Raw genomic sequence first — 19,212 nt, 5'->3', positions numbered from 1 at the left:
ACAGTATGATATCATTACCAATAGATAGAGTTTGTAATATATTATTAATAAGATTTGGATTGTTACTGGTAATGCAGGCTAAACCAACTAATTTGAACAATAACAATTTAATTGTTCTGATTATGTATGGTTTATTTTTGTGAATGAACTAGTTGGTGGCAGGAGATATCATAGGATGAAGATTGAGAAGATTATTAATAATAATATTGTTAGTGCTTATGATGAAAACAATCGTGAAATTGTTGTAATGGGTCGAGGTCTTGGATTTGGACGTAAGCTTGGAGATATGATTGATGATATCAAGATAGAGAAAATTTTCAGAATGGATAATGAGGCTGAGTCAGAACGATTGCAGAGTGTATTAGCTGATATTCCATTAGAGCACATTCAAATATCAAACGATATTATAACATACTCAAAAACAGTCATTTCAAAGAAGCTGAATAAGAACATTTATATCACCTTAACCGATCATATTAACTTTGCAATTGACCGATATAAGCAGGGACTTAACTTTAAGAATGCTCTTTTGTGGGAAATCAAAAAGTTCTATTCTGCTGAATATGAGGTAGGTAAGAAAGCTCTGGAGATGATAAAAGAAACGCTTGGCATAGAGCTTCCCGATGATGAAGCAGCGTCCATTGCGATGCATCTTGTGAATGCAGAATTTGGAACAGATATGCCAAATACGATTGACATAACTAAATTAATACAGAATGTACTTAAAATTATAAAGTACTATTATCAGGTTGAACTGGATGAAGAGTCAATTAACTATGAGAGATTTATTACGCATCTAAAATTTTTTGCACAGCGAATCATAACACATCGTCCAAATTCCGGTACAGATGAGGAATTCCATAATATGATTAAGAGCCAATATAAGACGGATTATAGATGTGCAGAGAAAATTAGAAAATATATAGAAAATGAATTTAAAATGAACGTACCGGAGGAAGAATTGATTTATTTAACGGTACATTTAAGAAGAATTACTACGGCCAATTAGGGTTGTTACTGGTAAGGCAGGCAAAACCTAGACTTTAGATTTTACTCTATAAGTCTAGGTTTTTTAAGATAATAGAGAACACCTTGCTGCTATCATGCATTATATTATAATATATAAATCCGGACATTGATACAAGCCGGATACGGTGGTTTGATTGTGTGCGTGAAGCAGGTTTAAATAGAATAAGGAGTAACAAAATGGAGAGACTGATTTTTTTAGATATTGACGGAACATTAAGTGATATAAATGGAATGGTGCCTAAGTCAGCAATTGAGGCGATACAAACTGCCAAGGGCAATGGGCATAAAATATTTTTGTGTACAGGAAGATCCAAGGGAGAAATATATGACAGAATACTGGAAATTGGTTTTGATGGATTGGTGTGCGCAGCCGGTGCTTATGTAGAATGTGATAATAAAGTATTATTTCATAAATGTATGGAAGAAAGTATTGTGAAACAGCTCATAAATTATTTGAAAGAGAATCGAACCGCATTTATATTGGAGACAAATAGTGGTGTGGTCATAGAAAAGGAAAATTTAGAGGTATTAAAGAAACTGTTTAAAGACAGTGGAGTAGGTCAAAACAGTGAGATTGAGGCTTATCTGGGAGTTATTAGGACGGTAGAAAATGCGATAGAGGTTTGCAGTGTGAATAAGGTTTTATTTTTTAATTCATGTAAAAGCTTGGAATGTATGCAAGATAAATTTAAAGAATATTTTATTGTTCTTCCAAACAGCATTGGTGTTTTTGGAGAAGCAAGCGGAGAAATATCGGATAAAAATATTAACAAATCAATTGGTATGCAGATAGTTCTTGACTATTATGGTAAAACTAAAAATGATGTCATTGCAATTGGTGATGGACCAAATGATGCTGAGATGCTTAAATTTGCCCAACTTGGAATTGCTATGGGCAATGCTTCAAAAGAGCTAAAGCAGCTTGCCGACGAGGTGACTGATAAAGTTAATGAAAACGGAATTTATAATAGTTTTTTAAAACATGAGCTAATATAAATTGAAATAATGTATAGAAAGAAGGAGAAAAAATGGTAAATCATTACCCGGAAGGATTTTTATGGGGCGGAGCTGTAGCAGCCAATCAGTGTGAAGGAGCTTATCTAGAAGATGGTAAGGGATTAAGTATTCAAGACGTTACACCAAAGGGAGGACTCGGAGTGATAACGCCGGAGCCAACTGAGGATAATATGAAGTTGGTTGGCATAGATTTTTATCATAGATATAAAGAAGATATAAAATTATTTGCAGAAATGGGTTTTAAGGTTTTTAGAACTTCAATTGCATGGTCAAGAATTTTTCCAAACGGTGATGATGCGATTCCAAATGAAAAAGGACTTAAGTTTTATGATGATTTATTTGATGAATGTCTTAAATACCATATAGAGCCTTTGGTTACAGTCTCTCATTATGAAACTCCACTTAATCTTGCAAAGAAATATGATGGCTGGCGAGACAGAAGACTAATAGGATTTTATGAGAATTATGTAAGAACTATTTTTACCAGATATCAGGACAAGGTAAAATACTGGCTTACGTTCAATGAGATTAATTCCATTATTCATGCACCGTTTATGAGCGGGGGAGTCATGACGGAGAAAGAAAAGTTAGAAATGACGGATTTGTATCAGGCAATCCACCATGAGTTGGTCGCAAGTGCTCTTGCTACTAAAATAGGTCATGAAATTATGCCTCATGCTAAAATAGGTTGTATGGTACTTGGAATGCCTGTCTATCCGTTAACACCGAATCCCGACGATATGATTAAAACATTGGAACGCGACAGAGAAAATCTATTATTCTCTGATGTTCAGGTGAGAGGAAAATATCCGGCTTATGCAAAACGTTTATTTAAAGAGCGTAATATCAAAATCAAGATGGAGCTTGGGGATGAAGAAATTTTAAAGAATACAGTAGATTTTGTATCCTTTAGTTATTATATGAGTATTTGTGAAAGCGCCGATCCGACTAAGAAAGCAGGTAAGGGTAACTTGATGGGAGGCATTCCAAACCCATACTTAAAAGAGAGTGAATGGGGATGGCAGATTGATCCAAAGGGATTGAGATATATTTTGAATACTTTATATGATAGATATGAAAAACCTCTCTTTATTGTTGAAAATGGTTTGGGTGCAGTGGACAAGCTTGTGGAAGATGAAAATGGCAATAAAACGGTAATTGATGATTATCGAATTAAATATTTGAATGATCACCTAGTACAGGTTGCAGAAGCAATAGAAGATGGTGTAGAATTAATGGGATATACCACATGGGGTTGCATTGACTTAGTGAGTGCATCAACGGCAGAACTGAAAAAAAGATATGGCTTCATTTATGTAGATAGAAACGATGATGGCTCAGGTACTTTAAAAAGATATAAAAAGAAATCATTCCATTGGTATAAAGAAGTAATTGCAACAAATGGCAAGTCACTTGTAGAATAATATAATACGCGAAGAAGAAAGGATAATTATTATGAAAAATTTTAAGTATGTAATCAAGGACGAAATCGGAATTCACGCAAGACCAGCAGGATTATTGGTAAAGGAAGCAGGAAAATTTCAATCAGCTATCACTCTTAAATCAGGAGCAAAATCAGGAGATGCAAAAAGAATTTTTGGAATTATGGGTATGGCAGTAAAACAAAATGATGAAGTGACTGTTGAAGCGGATGGAGCAGACGAAGATGAAGCAATTGCAGCATTAAAGAAATTTTTTGAAGAAAATCTCTAAGTAAAGGAAATGATAGGATGATAGTATTAGAAGGAAAAAGTGTTTTTAATGATATTTGCATGGGTAATATATCATTCTACAAACGGAAAGAAAGTGTAATTAAAAGATACAAAGTAGAAGATACAGATGCCGAGATAAAAAGGTTTGAATCAGCAAAGGAAAAGGGAAAGAAGCAACTGCAAAGCTTATACGAAAAAGCGCTTGCTGATGTAGGAGAGGCAAATGCAGCTATTTTTGAGATTCATCAAATGATGTTGGAAGATTTGGATTATTGTGAGTCCATCATAAATATCATTAATTCACAACAGGTCAATGCAGAATATGCAGTTGGTGTTACCGCAGATAATTTTACCGCAATGTTTGCGGCTATGGATGATGCTTATATGCAAGGTAGAGCTGCGGATGTAAAGGATGTATCAGAAAGACTTCTTAAAATTCTTACTAACGCTGAGGATGGTATACAGATATTAAATGACAAGGTAGTTATTGCGGCCGATGATTTGGTACCAAGTGAAACAGTGCAGCTTGATAAGGACAAGGTTCTTGGATTTATCATGCAAAATGGTTCAGCCAATTCACATACCGCCATTTTGGCAAGAAGCATGGGGATACCCGCTATTATTGGTCTTGGAGAAGACTTAAAGAAGGAATTTGACGGTAAATATGTAATTGTTGATGGTTTTCATGGTAAAGTATATATTGAGCCGGATGAGGAAACACTCGCAGTAATGGAAAAAAGACGCAAGGAATCCTTAGAGCGCAAAGAATTATTACAACAATTAAAGGATAAGGAAGATATTACTCTTGATGGTACAAAGATAAACATTTACGCGAATATAGGCAACAGTTCTGATGTCGGTAATGTATTAAAAAATGATGCAAACGGTATTGGACTGTTTCGAAGTGAATTTTTATATTTGGAAAACAGTGATTATCCTACCGAAGAGCAGCAATTTGCAGCTTATAAAACCGTAGCCGAAAATATGGCAGGTAAAAAGGTAATCATTCGAACACTTGATATTGGAGCAGATAAGAAAGTAGATTATTTTAAACTGGATAAAGAAGAAAATCCGGCACTCGGATATCGGGCAATCAGAATATGCCTGACCAGGAAAGAAATATTTAAGACACAGCTTAGAGCATTGTATCGTGCTGCAATCTTTGGTAATATTTCGATTATGTTCCCGATGATTATTTCGGTAGAAGAAGTAAAGGCAATCAAGGTGATAATTGCTCAAGTAAAAGAGGAACTGAAACAGGAAGGAATTCCTTTCAAGGAAAATGTAGAAACAGGTATCATGATAGAAACACCTGCTTCTGTTATGATTAGTGATGAACTAGCTAAGGAGGTTGACTTCTTTAGTGTAGGAACTAATGATTTGACACAATATACGTTAGCAATTGATCGGCAAAACCAAAAGCTGGAGCCTTTCTATAATGCGCATCATAAAGCAGTACTTAAAATGATTAAGATGGCAGCTGATAATGCACATGCAGAAGGTAAATGGATTGGTATTTGCGGAGAATTAGGAGCAGATATCACTCTTACAGAAGAATTTCTTAAAATGGGTATTGATGAGCTTAGTGTATCGGCAAGCATGGTACTTGAAGTTAGAAAAAGAGTGCGTGAAATTGATTTGACAAAATAATAAATATATGATAGATTTAACATAAGTTAATAAACGTGCGAGAGAATGAGAGCAATGTAATGAATTTTTTTCAATACATTGTTCTCATTTTTTTTGTGACAAAGAAAGAGATTTATTTCTAAGAACAAAAACTCGCCAGGGACGCATTCGTTTTTGCGTATAGGAGGATCGACTATGTATGATATATTAATTGTAGGAGCCGGAATTGTCGGCTGTTTTTTGGCACATGATTTATCAAAGAAAGAGTTAAAGGTTGCAGTGTTTGATAGGGAGGCAGATGTAGCCAATAAGGCAACAATGGCAAACAGTGCGATTATTCATTCGGGGCATGACCCATTAGACAATACGTTAAAGGCAAAACTTAATGTAAGAGGCAATGAAATGTATGAGAGTATATGTAAAGACTTAGGAGTCTCATTTAAAAGAACATCTGCCTTTGTAGCAGCTACGTCAATGGAAGAGGAAGACACATTGGATATGCTGTATCAACAGACAAAAAACAGAAATATTCCTGTTATGTATTTAACCAAAGAGGAAGCCATAAAAAAAGAACCCAATTTAAGTGATCATGTGACCAAAGTAATTGAATTACCTACAACAGGTATTGTTTACCCATGGGAGGTTGCAATTGCATTGGCTGAAGAAGCTTCAGAAAATAATGTTGATTTTTATTTAAATGAACAAGTAGAAAAGATTAAAAAGACACAAAAAGGCTTTGAAGTTATTACCAGCAAAGGAAATTATGAAGCAAAAATTATAATTAATGCAGCAGGAGTATGTTCAGACAAAATATATGGTAAGGTTTCCTCAAAAGTAGATTTTGAAATAACTCCAAGAAAAGGAGAATATTTTGTGCTTGATAAATTAAAAAAACCTTTGGTAAGCCGAGTTATTTATCCGGTACCATCCAGTGCAGGAAAAGGTGTTTTGGTTGTCCCAACCACTCATGGCAATGTATTATTGGGACCTAATTCCGAGATGGTTGATAGTGGTGAGCTTAACAACAATACAAAAGACAGTTTAGATTATGTAAAAAAAGAAATTCATAAAACAGTGAAAAACATACCGATGGATAAGGTGATCCACTCTTTTGCAGGGGTGCGGCCAACCTCAACCAGACATGATTTTATAATAGAAGAAGCAAAGGATGTTACTGATTTTATTAATGTTGCCGGAATTGAGTCTCCAGGTCTTGCATCAGCACCTGCGATATCGGAGTATGTCATTAATGAAATATTATCAAAGAAGATTAGAATGAATGAAAAAAATATGTATACAAAAAGAAGACCAAATATAAAATTAAAAGAAATGACAGAGGAAGAAAAAAATGAGTTGGTAAAAAAGAATCCAGCCTTTGGAAAAATTGTATGCAGATGTGAACAGATTACAGAGGGTGAAATTATTGATGCAATCAGACGTCCACTTGGAGCTACAACGGTTAAGGGGATTAAGAAAAGAGTCAGACCGGGTATGGGAAGATGCCAAGGAGGGTTTTGTGAGCCATTAGTAGTAGATATTCTGGCACGTGAACGAAAGATATCACCGCTGGAAGTTAGGTTGGATGGTGATAATTCAGTAATGTTAATGGAAGAAACAAAGGAGTAAGCGATGAAAGAATATGAAATTGTTATAATCGGAGGCGGTAGTGCCGGACTGGCAAGTGCAATTGAAGCATATAAAAATGGCTGTAAAAGCATTTTAATACTTGAACGAGATAAAGAGCTTGGAGGAATACTTTTACAATGTATCCACAATGGCTTTGGACTTCATATGTTCTCTGAGGAATTATCAGGTCCTGCTTATGCAGAAAGATATATTGAACAATTAAAGGAACTTGGTATCGAGTATAAGGTGAATTCCATGGTGATACATCTAAGCAAAGACAAAATAATTCAATATGTAAATCCAACGGAAGGCTATGTATCAGTGAAGGCGAAGGCAGTTATATTAGCAATGGGTTGTAGAGAGCGGACAAGAGGAGCTATTGCAATACCTGGTTACAGACCAAGTGGTATATGGACAGCCGGAACGGCACAGCGTTATCTTAATATGGAAGGATATTTAGTAGGTAAAAGGGTATTTATTTTAGGAAGCGGAGATATCGGACTGATTATGGCAAGACGTATGACCCTAGAAGGAGCTAAAGTGTGTGGCGTAGCAGAGTTGATGCCTTATTCAAACGGACTGCCCAGAAATATAAAACAATGCTTAGAAGACTTTGACATTCCACTTTACTTAAGCCATACCATAACAAATATAAAAGGGAAGGACAGAATTAACTCTTTAGTTATTGCACAGGTAGATGACAAGCTTTGTCCGATAAAAGGAACGGAGAAAGAATTCGAAGTAGATACCTTATTATTATCAGTAGGTTTAATTCCGGAAAATGGGTTGAGTGAAGAGGCGGATATTTTACTGCATGAAAAAACAAAAGGTGCAATCGTAAATGAGTCTTATGAGACATCTGTGGAAGGTATCTTTGCATGTGGAAATGTATTGCATGTACATGATTTAGTGGATTATGTAAGCAGTGAAGGAATGAAAGCTGGAAGAGCGGCAGCAAAATACATGAAAGGTGAGTTGACTCAGAAAGAAGGCTTTCAGACCGAGGGAAAAGATGGAATAGGATATGTTCTTCCACATAAAGTGAATGTAGATAATGTAGAAGATAAGATTGAATGTATGTTCCGTGTAACCGGAATCTATAAAAAGGCAGTAATACGTGTCTATAAAGACGGAAATCTATTTAAAACAATTAAAAAACAACATATGGCTCCTGCTGAAATGGAAAAGTTAATATTAAAAAAGGAAGAAATTGAAGATATAAAAAGTGTACTAAGCATAGAAGCAGGATATGAATAAAGAGGTGAAATAGATGACAAAGAAAGAAATGGCATGCATTGTATGTCCAATGAGCTGCCACCTTGAGGTGACATTAGACGATAACAATAATATGATTGAAGTGATAGGAAATACTTGTAAACGCGGTGAAGTCTATGCTAAAAGTGAACTCAAAAATCCTGTCAGAATGCTTACTAGTACTGTGAAATTAGAGGGGGGACTTTATAAAAGACTGCCTGTCATTACTTCAGTAAACATTCCAAAGGATAAACTATTTGATGTAATGAAAGAAATTAATAAGATAGAGGTTTGCGCTCCTATTAAAGTTGGTGATATAATAATATCAGATGTGTGCGGATTGCATGCAGATATTGTGGCGAGTAGGAGTGTTGAGCGTACTGATGGAGATAATAGGACAGAAAGTAATACCTGCAATAGCAAATGAAAAGGATTTTGAGAAATTTTTAGAAAGTAAATATACGTATTGTGTTATTATGAATATGAATATTTCACAGCTTGGAATATTAATTGATATGGCGCATAAGCAGAAGAAAAAGGCATTGGTTCATATTGATTTGATACATGGACTGGCAAATGATGAATATGGATGTGAATATACATGCCAAAGGCTTCGGGCGGACGGTGTTATTTCTACCAAAGGTAAAGTTGTAGAAATGGCAAAAAGGAATAAAAAGATTGCGATATTACGTTTGTTTTTAATTGACAGCAAATCCTTGGAGAAGGGACTAAGCTTATGTAATACCGTCTTACCGGATTATATGGAAGTATTACCTGGAATTGCTGATTCGATTATTCCTTACATTAAATCAAGAGTCAATGTCTCTATTATGAGTGGCGGCTTAATTAAAACAGAGGAGCAAATTGATGCTTGTCTTAATAAAGGAGCCATTGCAGTTACAGTTTCAGATATTAAAATAGCAATTAAATATTTAGAAAGAGATAGGGGTTAGTCAGATGGAAAAATATATTTTGGCAATTGACCAAGGAACCACTAGCAGCCGGGCTATTATTTTTGACAAAGATACCAATATTATTGCAAGCTCACAAAAGGAGTTTACACAAATATTTCCAAAGGCAGGCTGGGTTGAGCATGATGCAAACGAGATTTGGATCAGTGTTATGTTTGTTATTATGGAATTAATTACAAACTCGGGTATTCAGCCTGAGCAAATCTGTGGCATTGGTATCACAAACCAAAGGGAGACGACTGTAGTCTGGGACAAGAAAACCGGAGTACCGATTTATAATGCAATTGTATGGCAATCCAGACAAACGGTAGAAATCTGTGATGAATTAAGGGAAAAGGGATTTGAAGAAATCATTCATAAGAAAACAGGATTATTAATCGATCCTTATTTTTCGGGTACAAAGGTTAAGTGGATTCTGAATCATGTAGAGGGAGCAAGGCAGAGAGCACAAGAAGGAGAATTATTGTTTGGAACAATAGACTCGTGGCTTGTATGGAAACTATCGGGAGAAAAGAGCCATGTGACAGATTATTCAAATGCCTCAAGAACCTTATTATTTAATATCTATGAACTAAAATGGGATGAGGAATTACTCGATATATTTGATATACCAAGAGCAATGCTTCCAGAAGTAAAGCCATCCTCTTACATATATGGGAACACGGCACCCTATCATTTTTTTGGACAAACAATTCCAATAGCCGGGATAGCAGGAGATCAACAGGCAGCGCTCTTTGGGCAGGCCTGTTTTGAGCCGGGAATGGTCAAGAATACATATGGAACAGGCTGCTTCATGCTGATGAATACAGGTGAAAAAGCCATTCAATCAAAGCATGGTTTACTAACAACAATAGCATGGGGGTTTGAGGATAAGGTAGAATACGCTTTAGAAGGAAGTATTTTTGTAGCCGGCAGTGCAATTCAATGGTTAAGGGATGGACTAGAGCTGCTTCATTCTGCATCCGAAAGCGAGGAGATTGCAGGACAAGTAAAGGACAGCGATGGCGTGTACGTCGTTCCGGCTTTTGTGGGACTGGGTGCACCATATTGGGATGATAAGGCAAGAGGAGCAGTATTTGGACTTACAAGAGGGACGACCAAGGCTCACCTTGTAAGGGCAACACTCGATTCATTGGCTTATCAGACCAAGGATATTATCATTGCCATGTCAAAGGACAGTCAAATTGATTTAAAGAAGCTAAAGGTTGATGGCGGTGCTGTTAAAAATAGTATTCTAATGCAATTTCAAAGCGATATCTTAGATGTTTCAGTTGAAAGGCCAGTGGTAAATGAAACAACGGCATTAGGGGCAGCTTTTCTTGCGGGACTTGCCGTTGGTTTTTGGTCTGATAAAAAAGAAGTAACGCAACATTATAAAATTGACCAGGTATTTTTGCCGTCTATGGAAGAAAAAACGAGAGAAAAGTTATACAAGGGCTGGCTAAATGTGGTAAAGGCAACCTGTAGTTATCATAATGAAAACGATCTACAGTAATAATGACGGATTATTATGTGGAAATAGAATTAAATCATTAAAAATTGCATAAAAAGATTGACAAAACGAATCGAGTGTAGTAACATATCACTATAGTGAATATGAAAAGGTTTGCGGATTGTTACTTTTAGGGAGGCAAAACCCAAATCAGGTTTAGGTAGACGCGTATACTTAAATTTGATTTGGGTTTTTCTATTTTAAATTAATAAAATAATATCTATTCACTTAAATAATATAAAAATAAATGGAAATAAATAAATAGGAACTATAAAAGGAGAATACAAATATGAATAAATATGATGGATTAGCAAGAATAATTATTCAAAATGTAGGTGGTAAGTCAAATATTGTAAGCCTTACTCACTGTATCACTAGACTACGTTTTAAACTAAAAGATGAAAGCAAAGCGAACACTGATATGTTGAAAAGTACAGATGGTGTTGTTACAGTTATACAGAGCGGCGGACAATATCAGGTAGTTATCGGCAACCATGTACCGGATGTATATCAGGCTGTTTGTGAGGTTGGACATATTCAAAGTCAAGTATCAAGTGATGAAGAAGAAAATGATAACCAGAATTTATTTAACAAATTTATAGCCATAATCTCGGCTGTATTCACACCATTCTTAGGTGTACTAGGTGCCTGTGGTATGATTAAAGGTTTTAATGCGTTGTTTGTGGCATTAAACTTTTATCCTAACACAAGCGGTACTTATATGGTTTTACAGGCAACAGGAGATGCGTTCTTTAACTTTTTACCTATTGTTCTTGGATATACAGCAGCTAAGAAATTTAAGGTAAATGAGTTTGTAGGTATGGCAATTGGTATGGCAATGCTTTATCCAAGCTTGGCAGCTATGACCGCAGGCGAACCTTTAATGACAGTATTTACTGGTATTCCAATTATTGAATCTACTGTTTATTTAACCTTTTTAAAAATTCCGGTTATATTAATGAGCTATTCTTCCACAGTTGTGCCAGTTATCTTAGCGATTGTTTTAGCGTCCAAGGTTGAACGATTCTTCAAAAAAATAATACCGGATGTTGTTAAATTATTCTTAGTACCATTTTGTACATTGCTTGTAACAGTTCCGCTATCATTAATTATAGTAGGACCTATTGCAACTTGGTTATCTAATTTAGTTGGTGCCGGATTGGCTGGCTTGATTGCAATTAGTCCAGTCTTGGCGGGAACGATTCTTGGAGCTTTATGGCAAGTATTGGTAATATTTGGGTTGCACTGGGGGGTTGTTCCGCTTGCAATGAACAATATGTCGACTTTAGGGTATGACACTTTATTATCATCTGTATTTGCAGCATCTTTTGCACAGACAGCAGTTATCATTGCTATCTTTATTAAGACAAAAGACAAGAAACTTAAAACTTTAGCAATACCAGCAATTGTATCAGGTATATTTGGTGTAACAGAGCCAGCTATTTATGGTATTTCATTACCAAAGAAAAAACCTTTTGTAATCAGTTGTATTAGTGCGGCAGTCGGCGGTGGTGTAGCGGGCTTCTTAGGTCTTAAGACATATGTAATTGGTGGACTTGGTATCATGGGATTCCCTGGATTGATTAATACAACAACCGGTGATACGAGTGGAATGCTTTCAGGGGCAATTTCTGTATTGATAGCAATGGTCTTAGCTTTTGTAGTAGCAATGGCAATGTATAAAGACGACGATAAAGAAAGCACAAGTAAATCAAGTGGATCAAGTGTGTCAAACACATTAACAAACATTGTTTCGCCTGTAACAGGTGAAGTAAAAGAACTAAGTCAGGTAGAAGATGATGCATTTGCAAGTGGTGCATTAGGAAAAGGTGTAGCAATTATACCGGCTGACGGTAAAATTGTTGCTCCGTGTGATGGTGAAATATCTACGTTTTTCCCTACCGGTCATGCATTTGGAATTATAGCCGATACAGGAGCAGAAATCTTAGTACATGTAGGTATTGATACTGTAAAATTAAATGGCAAATACTTTACTATGAAAGCGAAACAAGGAGATAAAATTAAAAAAGGACAGGTTCTTCTTGAGGTCGATTTAGATGGAGTGAAAGGGGAAGGATTTTCTACTACAACTCCAGTTATTATTACAAATGCAGATAATTATACAGATATTATTTTTGAGACAAATAAAAATGTCAAATCTGGTGAGAATTTAATCAGTTTGTTATAATTATATAACAGTTATAAATATAGGCGGAGTAAATACTTCGCTTATATTTTGCTTGATTAGGATAGATAGAAGAAAAAGTGGGAAAGCCAATCACAAAACGATTAGCCTACTCACTTTTTTGTCTAGTAAAATGAACTCCTTCTATAATTTTGTGTGGAAAATAAAACTTGTTTAGAGTATTATAAATGTAATTACTAATAATAGGAGATGATAGTATGGAAAGAGTTTTGAAAAATACAAAAGTCAGTATCGCATTAACTGCAATTTTAAATATCTGCTTAGGAATCACATTACTTGTTTACCCGAAAATGACGATGACGGCAATTTGCTATGCCTTTGGTGGTGTGTTAATTATTTGCGCCTTATTTCATGTGTTTTTTTATTTCAAATATAAAAAACAAAATAGTCTTGTTAATTTTAATATAATTATAGCGATTGTAACAGGGGTAATCGGAATATGGATTGTTAGTAAACCGTCTATGGTTATTTATATCATACCTGTTATATTTGGATTTGTATTAGTGATTCATAGTATTGTTAATGTAAAGCAGGGGATCGAATTGAAAGAAAAATTTTATCAGCATTGGTGGATTTCATTTTTTATGGCAGTGATTCATATCGGCTTTGCTTCTCTGTTGTTTATAAATCCGTTTCAGGCGGAAACTACATTAATGATAGCAATTGGAATTAGTCTTTTATATGATGGAATATCCAGTATATGGATATTGACCAAGATAGGCAAGGCAGAAAGAGAAATAAAAAAGTAACTATACACATTAAATACATTAGGTGAAACATATATTGATGAAAAGCTTTAAAAAAACATTGCAAATATTTCACAGTGTGCTACTATATATATAACAAAATTATTGAATTTACAAATTTATTACTGAAGAAGGTGACAATGTGTTTATTGAAATTGATTTTAATAGTGAAGAAGCTTTGTATGTTCAATTAAGAAACCAAATTATTATTGGAATTGCAACTTCAAAAATTCAAGAAGGAGAAACACTACCATCAGTCAGACAGTTAGCAGATAATATAGGAATTAATATGCATACAGTGAATAAAGCATATTCTGTGTTGAAGCAGGAAGGTTTTATTACATTAGATAGAAGAAACGGGGCAATTATAGCTCTAAGCAGTGATAAAATAAAAGCTTTGTCTGAGATGAAGAAAGAATTAACCGTACTGTTAGCAAAAGGCTGCTGTAAAAACATTACGCGCTGCGAGGTACACGAATTAATAGATGAAATATTTAACGAGTATATTTAAAATGGAGGAATAGTATGCAAGGAAACTACACACAAAAGGCTGCGAACGCTCTGGATATAGCTAAAAAAACTGCAAGACAGTTAAAACACAGCTATATAGGAACAGAGCATATTCTAGTTGGATTATTAAAAGAAAGAACAGGCGTTGCAGCGAACGTATTATATAATAGTAATGTGGAGGAAAAAGCATTACTGGATTTAATCGAGCAATTAATTGCGCCGGCACAAGATAATACTTCTGTTCTAGAAAAGGAAGGCTATACACCCAGAGCATTAAAGATTTTGGAAAATAGTAAAAAAGAAGCAAGAAGATTTAAATCAGAACAAATTGGGACAGAGCATTTACTCATAGCTGTTATCAAGGAAACAGATTGCATAGGCGCAAGACTTCTCAATACATTAGGTGTTAATATGCAAAAAATTTATGTGGACACACTAGTAGCTATGGGAGAAGATGGAAGTCTTTATAAAGAAGAGTTTCAGAATGGAAAACCAATAAAAAAGAAGAGTAAACTGGATACGCCAACTCTGAATCAATATAGTAGAGATTTAACCGAGCTTGCCAAAAATGGACAGTTAGATCCTGTAATAGGAAGGGATAAGGAAATTGCAAGAGTAGTACAAATACTAAGTAGAAGAGGTAAAAATAATCCGTGCTTAATTGGAGAGCCAGGTGTTGGAAAAACGGCAATAGCAGAAGGACTAGCATCCAGAATGATGGCAGGAACACTGCCGGACAGTGTGAAGAATAAAAGGCTTGTTACATTAGATTTATCAGGGGTAGTTGCAGGCTCAAAATACAGAGGTGAGTTTGAGGAGAGAATTAAAAAGATATTAAGTGAAGTTAAAGAGGCTGGTAATATACTTTTATTTATAGATGAAATTCACACTATTATTGGAGCAGGAGGTGCAGAGGGAGCAATTGATGCATCCAATATTTTAAAGCCATCTTTGGCAAGGGGTGAGATTCAGTTAATAGGAGCAACCACGATTGAAGAATATAGAAAGCATGTGGAAAAAGATGCAGCATTAGAGAGGCGTTTTCAGCCTGTCATGATTGATGAGCCAACAATTGAAGAAGCCATAGAAATACTAAAGGGGCTTAGAAAAGAATATGAAAATCATCATAAGGTAGTAATAACAGATGAAGGAATTGAAGCGGCAGTTAAAATGTCAGATCGTTATATTAATGATAGATTTTTACCAGATAAAGCAATCGATATTATTGATGAAGCAGCGTCAAAGATACGATTAAGCAGAACTAAAACGTCAGATAACATGTCAGAATTAGAAGAAGATATCAAAGAACTTGAAAAGTTTAAAGAAGAATTAATCAAAGCTGGAGAATTTGATAAAGCATCAGATATTAGTCAGAAACAAAAAGAAGTAAAAATGAAACTGATGAAATTAACAAATAAAATGAATAAGAGTCACAGTGATAAGAAACTGATTGTAGGAGAAAACGAAGTTGCAGGCATTGTGTCAGATTGGACTAAAATTCCGGTTAAAAAGTTAGCAGAAGAGGAAACAGAACGTTTGAAGCGTTTAGAGTCAATCCTTCATAAGCGAGTAATTGGACAAGAAGATGCTGTAAGTGCAGTATCAAGAGCTATAAAAAGAGGGCGGGTCGGCTTAAAGGATCCAAACAGACCAATTGGGTCATTCCTATTTTTGGGACCTACGGGAGTTGGAAAAACTGAGTTATCAAAGGCTCTGGCAGAAGCCTTGTTTGGAAATGAGCAGTCGATGATAAGAGTTGATATGTCAGAGTACATGGAAAAGCATAGTGTATCTAAGATGATAGGTTCTCCTCCTGGATATGTGGGCTATGATGAAGGAGGACAGCTAAGTGAAAAGGTCAGAAGAAATCCTTATTCTGTCATCTTGTTCGATGAAGTAGAAAAAGCACATCCAGATGTATTTAATGTACTGCTGCAGGTTTTGGATGATGGACATATAACAGACTCTCAGGGAAGAAAAATAAGCTTTAAAAATGCAGTTATTATTATGACATCCAATTTAGGGGCAAGGGCAATTATATCACCGAAAAAGCTTGGCTTTGTCTCAACAGATGACGAAAATAAGAATTACGAAACAATGAAAGCAAATGTAATGGAGGAAGTAAAGCAAACCTTTAAGCCTGAATTTTTAAATCGTATTGATGAAACAATTGTGTTCCATTCACTTAATAAAGATCATATTAAGAAAGTTATTTCTATTATGCTTAAGACTTTGGTAGACAGATGTAAAAATCAAATGAATATTGATCTTAATGTTAGAGATTCTGTTAAAAAATATATTGCTGAAAGTGGCTATGATGAAAAATACGGAGCAAGGCCGTTAAGAAGAGCCATACAAAGTAAGGTTGAGGATAAACTGGCTGAAGAAATACTAAATGGTAATATAAAGGCAGGAGATACAGTAGCAGTAGGTATCAAAAACAAACAAGTCGAATTTTCTGTGAACAAATGAGAAACTTCTAGTAAAAAGTGTCGATTTATTATATAATGGTTGTAGGATTGAAGAAATGAATCAGTCAAAACCAATAGAAAAATTTCTGTTGCCATAATAGGAGGGCTATAAAATGGCGGTAATAAAAGAGTTAATACGCAGTGAAGCAGACAGCACAATTAGTTTTGGTGATTATACGTTAAAAGAAAAATCAAAACTACAGGATTTTGAACACGAAGGTGACTTGTATAAGGTAAAGACTTATAATGAGATTACGAAGTTAGAACGTAATGGAATGTTTGTCTATGAGTCAGTTCCTGGAACTGCAGTTAATCATATGAAAGTAACTGAGACTGGGGTTCAATTTAATGTTGAGGGTACAGAGGATGCTCAAATAACAGTTGAATTAGCAGAAGATACAGAATATAAGATATTTATTGATGACACCAATGTAGGTAAGATGAAGACTAATTTGGGTGGAAAGTTAGCACTTAGTGTAGAGCTTAACAAAGATTCGCAATCAAAGGTAAAAATTGTTAAATTATAAGATAATCTATTTGATTCACTAATCAGCTTTAGAAGCCTGATAATAGGAAGACGTTCACATAGAAATGTTACAGATAAATGGAAATAATCGTTTACTGTAGCATTTCTTATTTATATAATAGGATATTGTTGAATTTTATAGGATAAAGAACACTTCGTTCTTAAAACGTGCGAATGTAATAGGAAGATGCCATTGCTGGCAGCTTTGAATGAGCAAAGCTCCTGCGTTTTTCATGAATGAGTAGGTGGAGTTGATGTGCAGCAGGCACTAGTTCTAATAGAAAGTATCAATTGAGGAGGAAAGAATGGCAAAAGGGAAGAATAGTATATTTTTCTGTCAGAATTGTGGTCATGAATCATCTAAATGGATGGGACAGTGTCCGGCATGTAAAGAATGGAATAGTTTTGTAGAGGAAGCGATAACCAAGGGTCCATCAGGCAAAAGCAAGGGTGTAATTATTACAGAGCCAACTAAAATATCGGATATAGAAACTAATGATGATGAGCGTATTAAAACAGGGATTGAAGAGCTAGACAGAGTGCTTGGTGGTGGTATTGTTCAAGGTTCGCTGATATTGGTCGGAGGAGATCCGGGTATTGGTAAATCAACTTTGCTGTTGCAGGTTTGTCAGACCTTAACGAAACAGAATAAATCTGTATTATACATTTCAGGAGAGGAATCTCTAAAGCAAATTAAAATGAGAGCACTCCGTATAGGGCAATTTAGTGATGATATGCTCATTTTATGTGAAACAAATCTAGACAGTGCGAGTGAGGTAATAAAAAAAATAAAACCTCAGATCGTTATTATTGATTCAATACAAACAATGTATAACGAAAATGTATCATCAGCACCAGGCAGTGTGTCTCAGGTTAGAGAATCTACCTCTATGCTGATGCAAATAGCAAAGGGATTGGGAATATCTATTTTCATTGTTGGACACGTAACAAAAGAAGGTGTAGTGGCAGGACCTAGGGTATTAGAGCATATGGTAGATACCGTGTTGTATTTTGAAGGGGACAGGCATGCAACCTACCGTATATTAAGAGGAGTTAAAAACCGGTTTGGTTCTACCAATGAAATTGGTGTTTTTGAAATGGTAGAGTGCGGATTGATTGAAGTTAGCAATCCATCAGAATATATGCTTGAGGGAAGAGCAGAAAATGCATCAGGTTCTGTTGTCGCTTGTTCAATAGAAGGTACAAGACCGATACTCATTGAAATTCAGGCGCTGGTATGTCAAACTAATTTTGGACTGCCAAGGAGAACTGCTGTGGGAACTGATTTTAATCGTGTGAACTTATTAATGGCAGTGTTGGAAAAAAGATTTGGTTTACAATTATCATCCTGTGATGCCTATGTTAATATAGCAGGAGGCATTAAAATGAACGAACCGGCAATTGATCTGGGTATTGTTATGGCTATTGTATCAAGCTATAAGGATAGGGTAATTGGTGAAAAAACAATTGTATTTGGAGAAGTAGGCCTAAGTGGTGAAATCCGTTCTGTAAATATGGCTGAGCAAAGGGTGTTAGAGGCTAAGAAATTAGGCTTTAAAAAATGCATTATTCCGAAAGTGTCCGCCGATAGCCTAAAGCAAATCAAAGGAATTCAAATATTAGGTGTTAATAATTTAAAAGAGGCCATTGATTGTATGTAACAATTGAAATATAAATGTTTTAAATTATTAAACAATTTGCAAAAAATCGACATAATAACTTTCTACTTTAAATATGTTGACATATGAAAAAGATTTTGTTAAGATATCCTTTGTCAGCAAAAACGCTAGTTAGCTATAATTAAGCTAAATTTTTTAAATATTATGTATAATTTAAAAAACTTCAAAAAAAATTAAAAAGTTGTTGACAAAGGAAAACATAAATGGTAAGATAATCAAGTCGCTTGAGAGAGCGGTAAGATAAAAGAAAAAGAACCTTGATAATTAAACAGTAATTACAACCTTGAAAATTCAACGGTTTTCGAAGAAAACCAAAAGAGATTTCAGAACAAAAGTATCAGAAA

General features: G+C 35.1%; 16 protein-coding genes. All 16 read left to right on the top strand.

What is annotated here, in order from left to right; genetic code table 11:
• Positions 1–175 precede the first annotated feature (175 nt).
• Positions 176–1,009 carry a BglG family transcription antiterminator LicT gene (gene licT, locus C8E03_RS13330; protein WP_110291257.1) on the top strand — a complete coding sequence of 278 codons (834 nt, stop codon included), beginning with the start codon at positions 176–178 and terminating at the stop codon, positions 1,007–1,009.
• Between the two features lie 197 nt (positions 1,010–1,206).
• Complete coding sequence (locus C8E03_RS13325) at positions 1,207–2,025, top strand: HAD family hydrolase (protein WP_110291256.1); 819 nt, start codon at positions 1,207–1,209, stop codon at positions 2,023–2,025.
• 32 nt (positions 2,026–2,057) lie between these two features.
• Positions 2,058–3,470, top strand: coding sequence for a glycoside hydrolase family 1 protein (locus tag C8E03_RS13320; protein ID WP_110291255.1), 1,413 nt, complete (start codon positions 2,058–2,060; stop codon positions 3,468–3,470).
• Positions 3,471–3,501: 31 nt separating this feature from the next.
• The gene (locus tag C8E03_RS13315) at positions 3,502–3,759 is read left to right on the top strand and encodes an HPr family phosphocarrier protein (protein ID WP_110291254.1); all 258 of its coding nucleotides are present in this window, start codon (positions 3,502–3,504) and stop codon (positions 3,757–3,759) included.
• Between the two features lie 17 nt (positions 3,760–3,776).
• Positions 3,777–5,408 carry a phosphoenolpyruvate--protein phosphotransferase gene (ptsP, locus tag C8E03_RS13310; RefSeq protein ID WP_110291253.1) on the top strand — a complete coding sequence of 544 codons (1,632 nt, stop codon included), beginning with the start codon at positions 3,777–3,779 and terminating at the stop codon, positions 5,406–5,408.
• Between the two features lie 174 nt (positions 5,409–5,582).
• Positions 5,583–7,013 carry an NAD(P)/FAD-dependent oxidoreductase gene (locus tag C8E03_RS13305; protein WP_110291252.1) on the top strand — a complete coding sequence of 477 codons (1,431 nt, stop codon included), beginning with the start codon at positions 5,583–5,585 and terminating at the stop codon, positions 7,011–7,013.
• A 3-nt stretch (positions 7,014–7,016) separates the two neighbouring features.
• On the top strand, positions 7,017–8,270 hold the full coding sequence (locus C8E03_RS13300) for an NAD(P)/FAD-dependent oxidoreductase (RefSeq protein ID WP_110291251.1): 1,254 nt from the start codon (positions 7,017–7,019) through the stop codon (positions 8,268–8,270).
• A 13-nt stretch (positions 8,271–8,283) separates the two neighbouring features.
• Positions 8,284–8,694 carry a DUF1667 domain-containing protein gene (locus tag C8E03_RS13295; RefSeq protein ID WP_110291250.1) on the top strand — a complete coding sequence of 137 codons (411 nt, stop codon included), beginning with the start codon at positions 8,284–8,286 and terminating at the stop codon, positions 8,692–8,694.
• Entirely contained in the window at positions 8,651–9,220 is a 570-nt protein-coding gene (locus C8E03_RS13290; protein WP_170122996.1) for a glycerol-3-phosphate responsive antiterminator, read from the top strand. The genes C8E03_RS13295 and C8E03_RS13290 overlap by 44 nt, the downstream gene beginning before the upstream one ends.
• 4 nt (positions 9,221–9,224) lie before the next feature.
• Positions 9,225–10,733, top strand: coding sequence for a glycerol kinase GlpK (glpK, locus tag C8E03_RS13285; protein ID WP_110291248.1), 1,509 nt, complete (start codon positions 9,225–9,227; stop codon positions 10,731–10,733).
• A gap of 286 nt (positions 10,734–11,019) precedes the next feature.
• Positions 11,020–12,918, top strand: a complete 1,899-nt coding sequence (locus tag C8E03_RS13280) for a beta-glucoside-specific PTS transporter subunit IIABC (protein WP_094377523.1) — start codon at positions 11,020–11,022, stop codon at positions 12,916–12,918.
• Positions 12,919–13,133: 215 nt separating this feature from the next.
• Positions 13,134–13,685 (top strand): HdeD family acid-resistance protein, encoded by a 552-nt coding sequence (locus tag C8E03_RS13275; protein ID WP_110291247.1) that lies wholly within the window; start codon positions 13,134–13,136, stop codon positions 13,683–13,685.
• A gap of 139 nt (positions 13,686–13,824) precedes the next feature.
• Positions 13,825–14,193, top strand: a complete 369-nt coding sequence (locus C8E03_RS13270; RefSeq protein ID WP_110291246.1) for a GntR family transcriptional regulator — start codon at positions 13,825–13,827, stop codon at positions 14,191–14,193.
• Positions 14,194–14,207: 14 nt separating this feature from the next.
• On the top strand, positions 14,208–16,664 hold the full coding sequence (locus C8E03_RS13265) for an ATP-dependent Clp protease ATP-binding subunit (RefSeq protein WP_094377526.1): 2,457 nt from the start codon (positions 14,208–14,210) through the stop codon (positions 16,662–16,664).
• Between the two features lie 112 nt (positions 16,665–16,776).
• Entirely contained in the window at positions 16,777–17,190 is a 414-nt protein-coding gene (locus tag C8E03_RS13260) for an endosialidase (protein ID WP_094377527.1), read from the top strand.
• 304 nt (positions 17,191–17,494) lie between these two features.
• Entirely contained in the window at positions 17,495–18,850 is a 1,356-nt protein-coding gene (gene radA, locus C8E03_RS13255; protein WP_094377528.1) for a DNA repair protein RadA, read from the top strand.
• Positions 18,851–19,212 lie beyond the last annotated feature (362 nt).

The organism is Lachnotalea glycerini, assembly GCF_003201285.1.
GTDB lineage: Bacteria > Bacillota > Clostridia > Lachnospirales > Lachnospiraceae > Lachnotalea > Lachnotalea glycerini.
The sequence above is the reverse complement of the archived record's forward strand: the minus strand, read 5'-3'. Positions and strand labels throughout refer to the sequence as shown.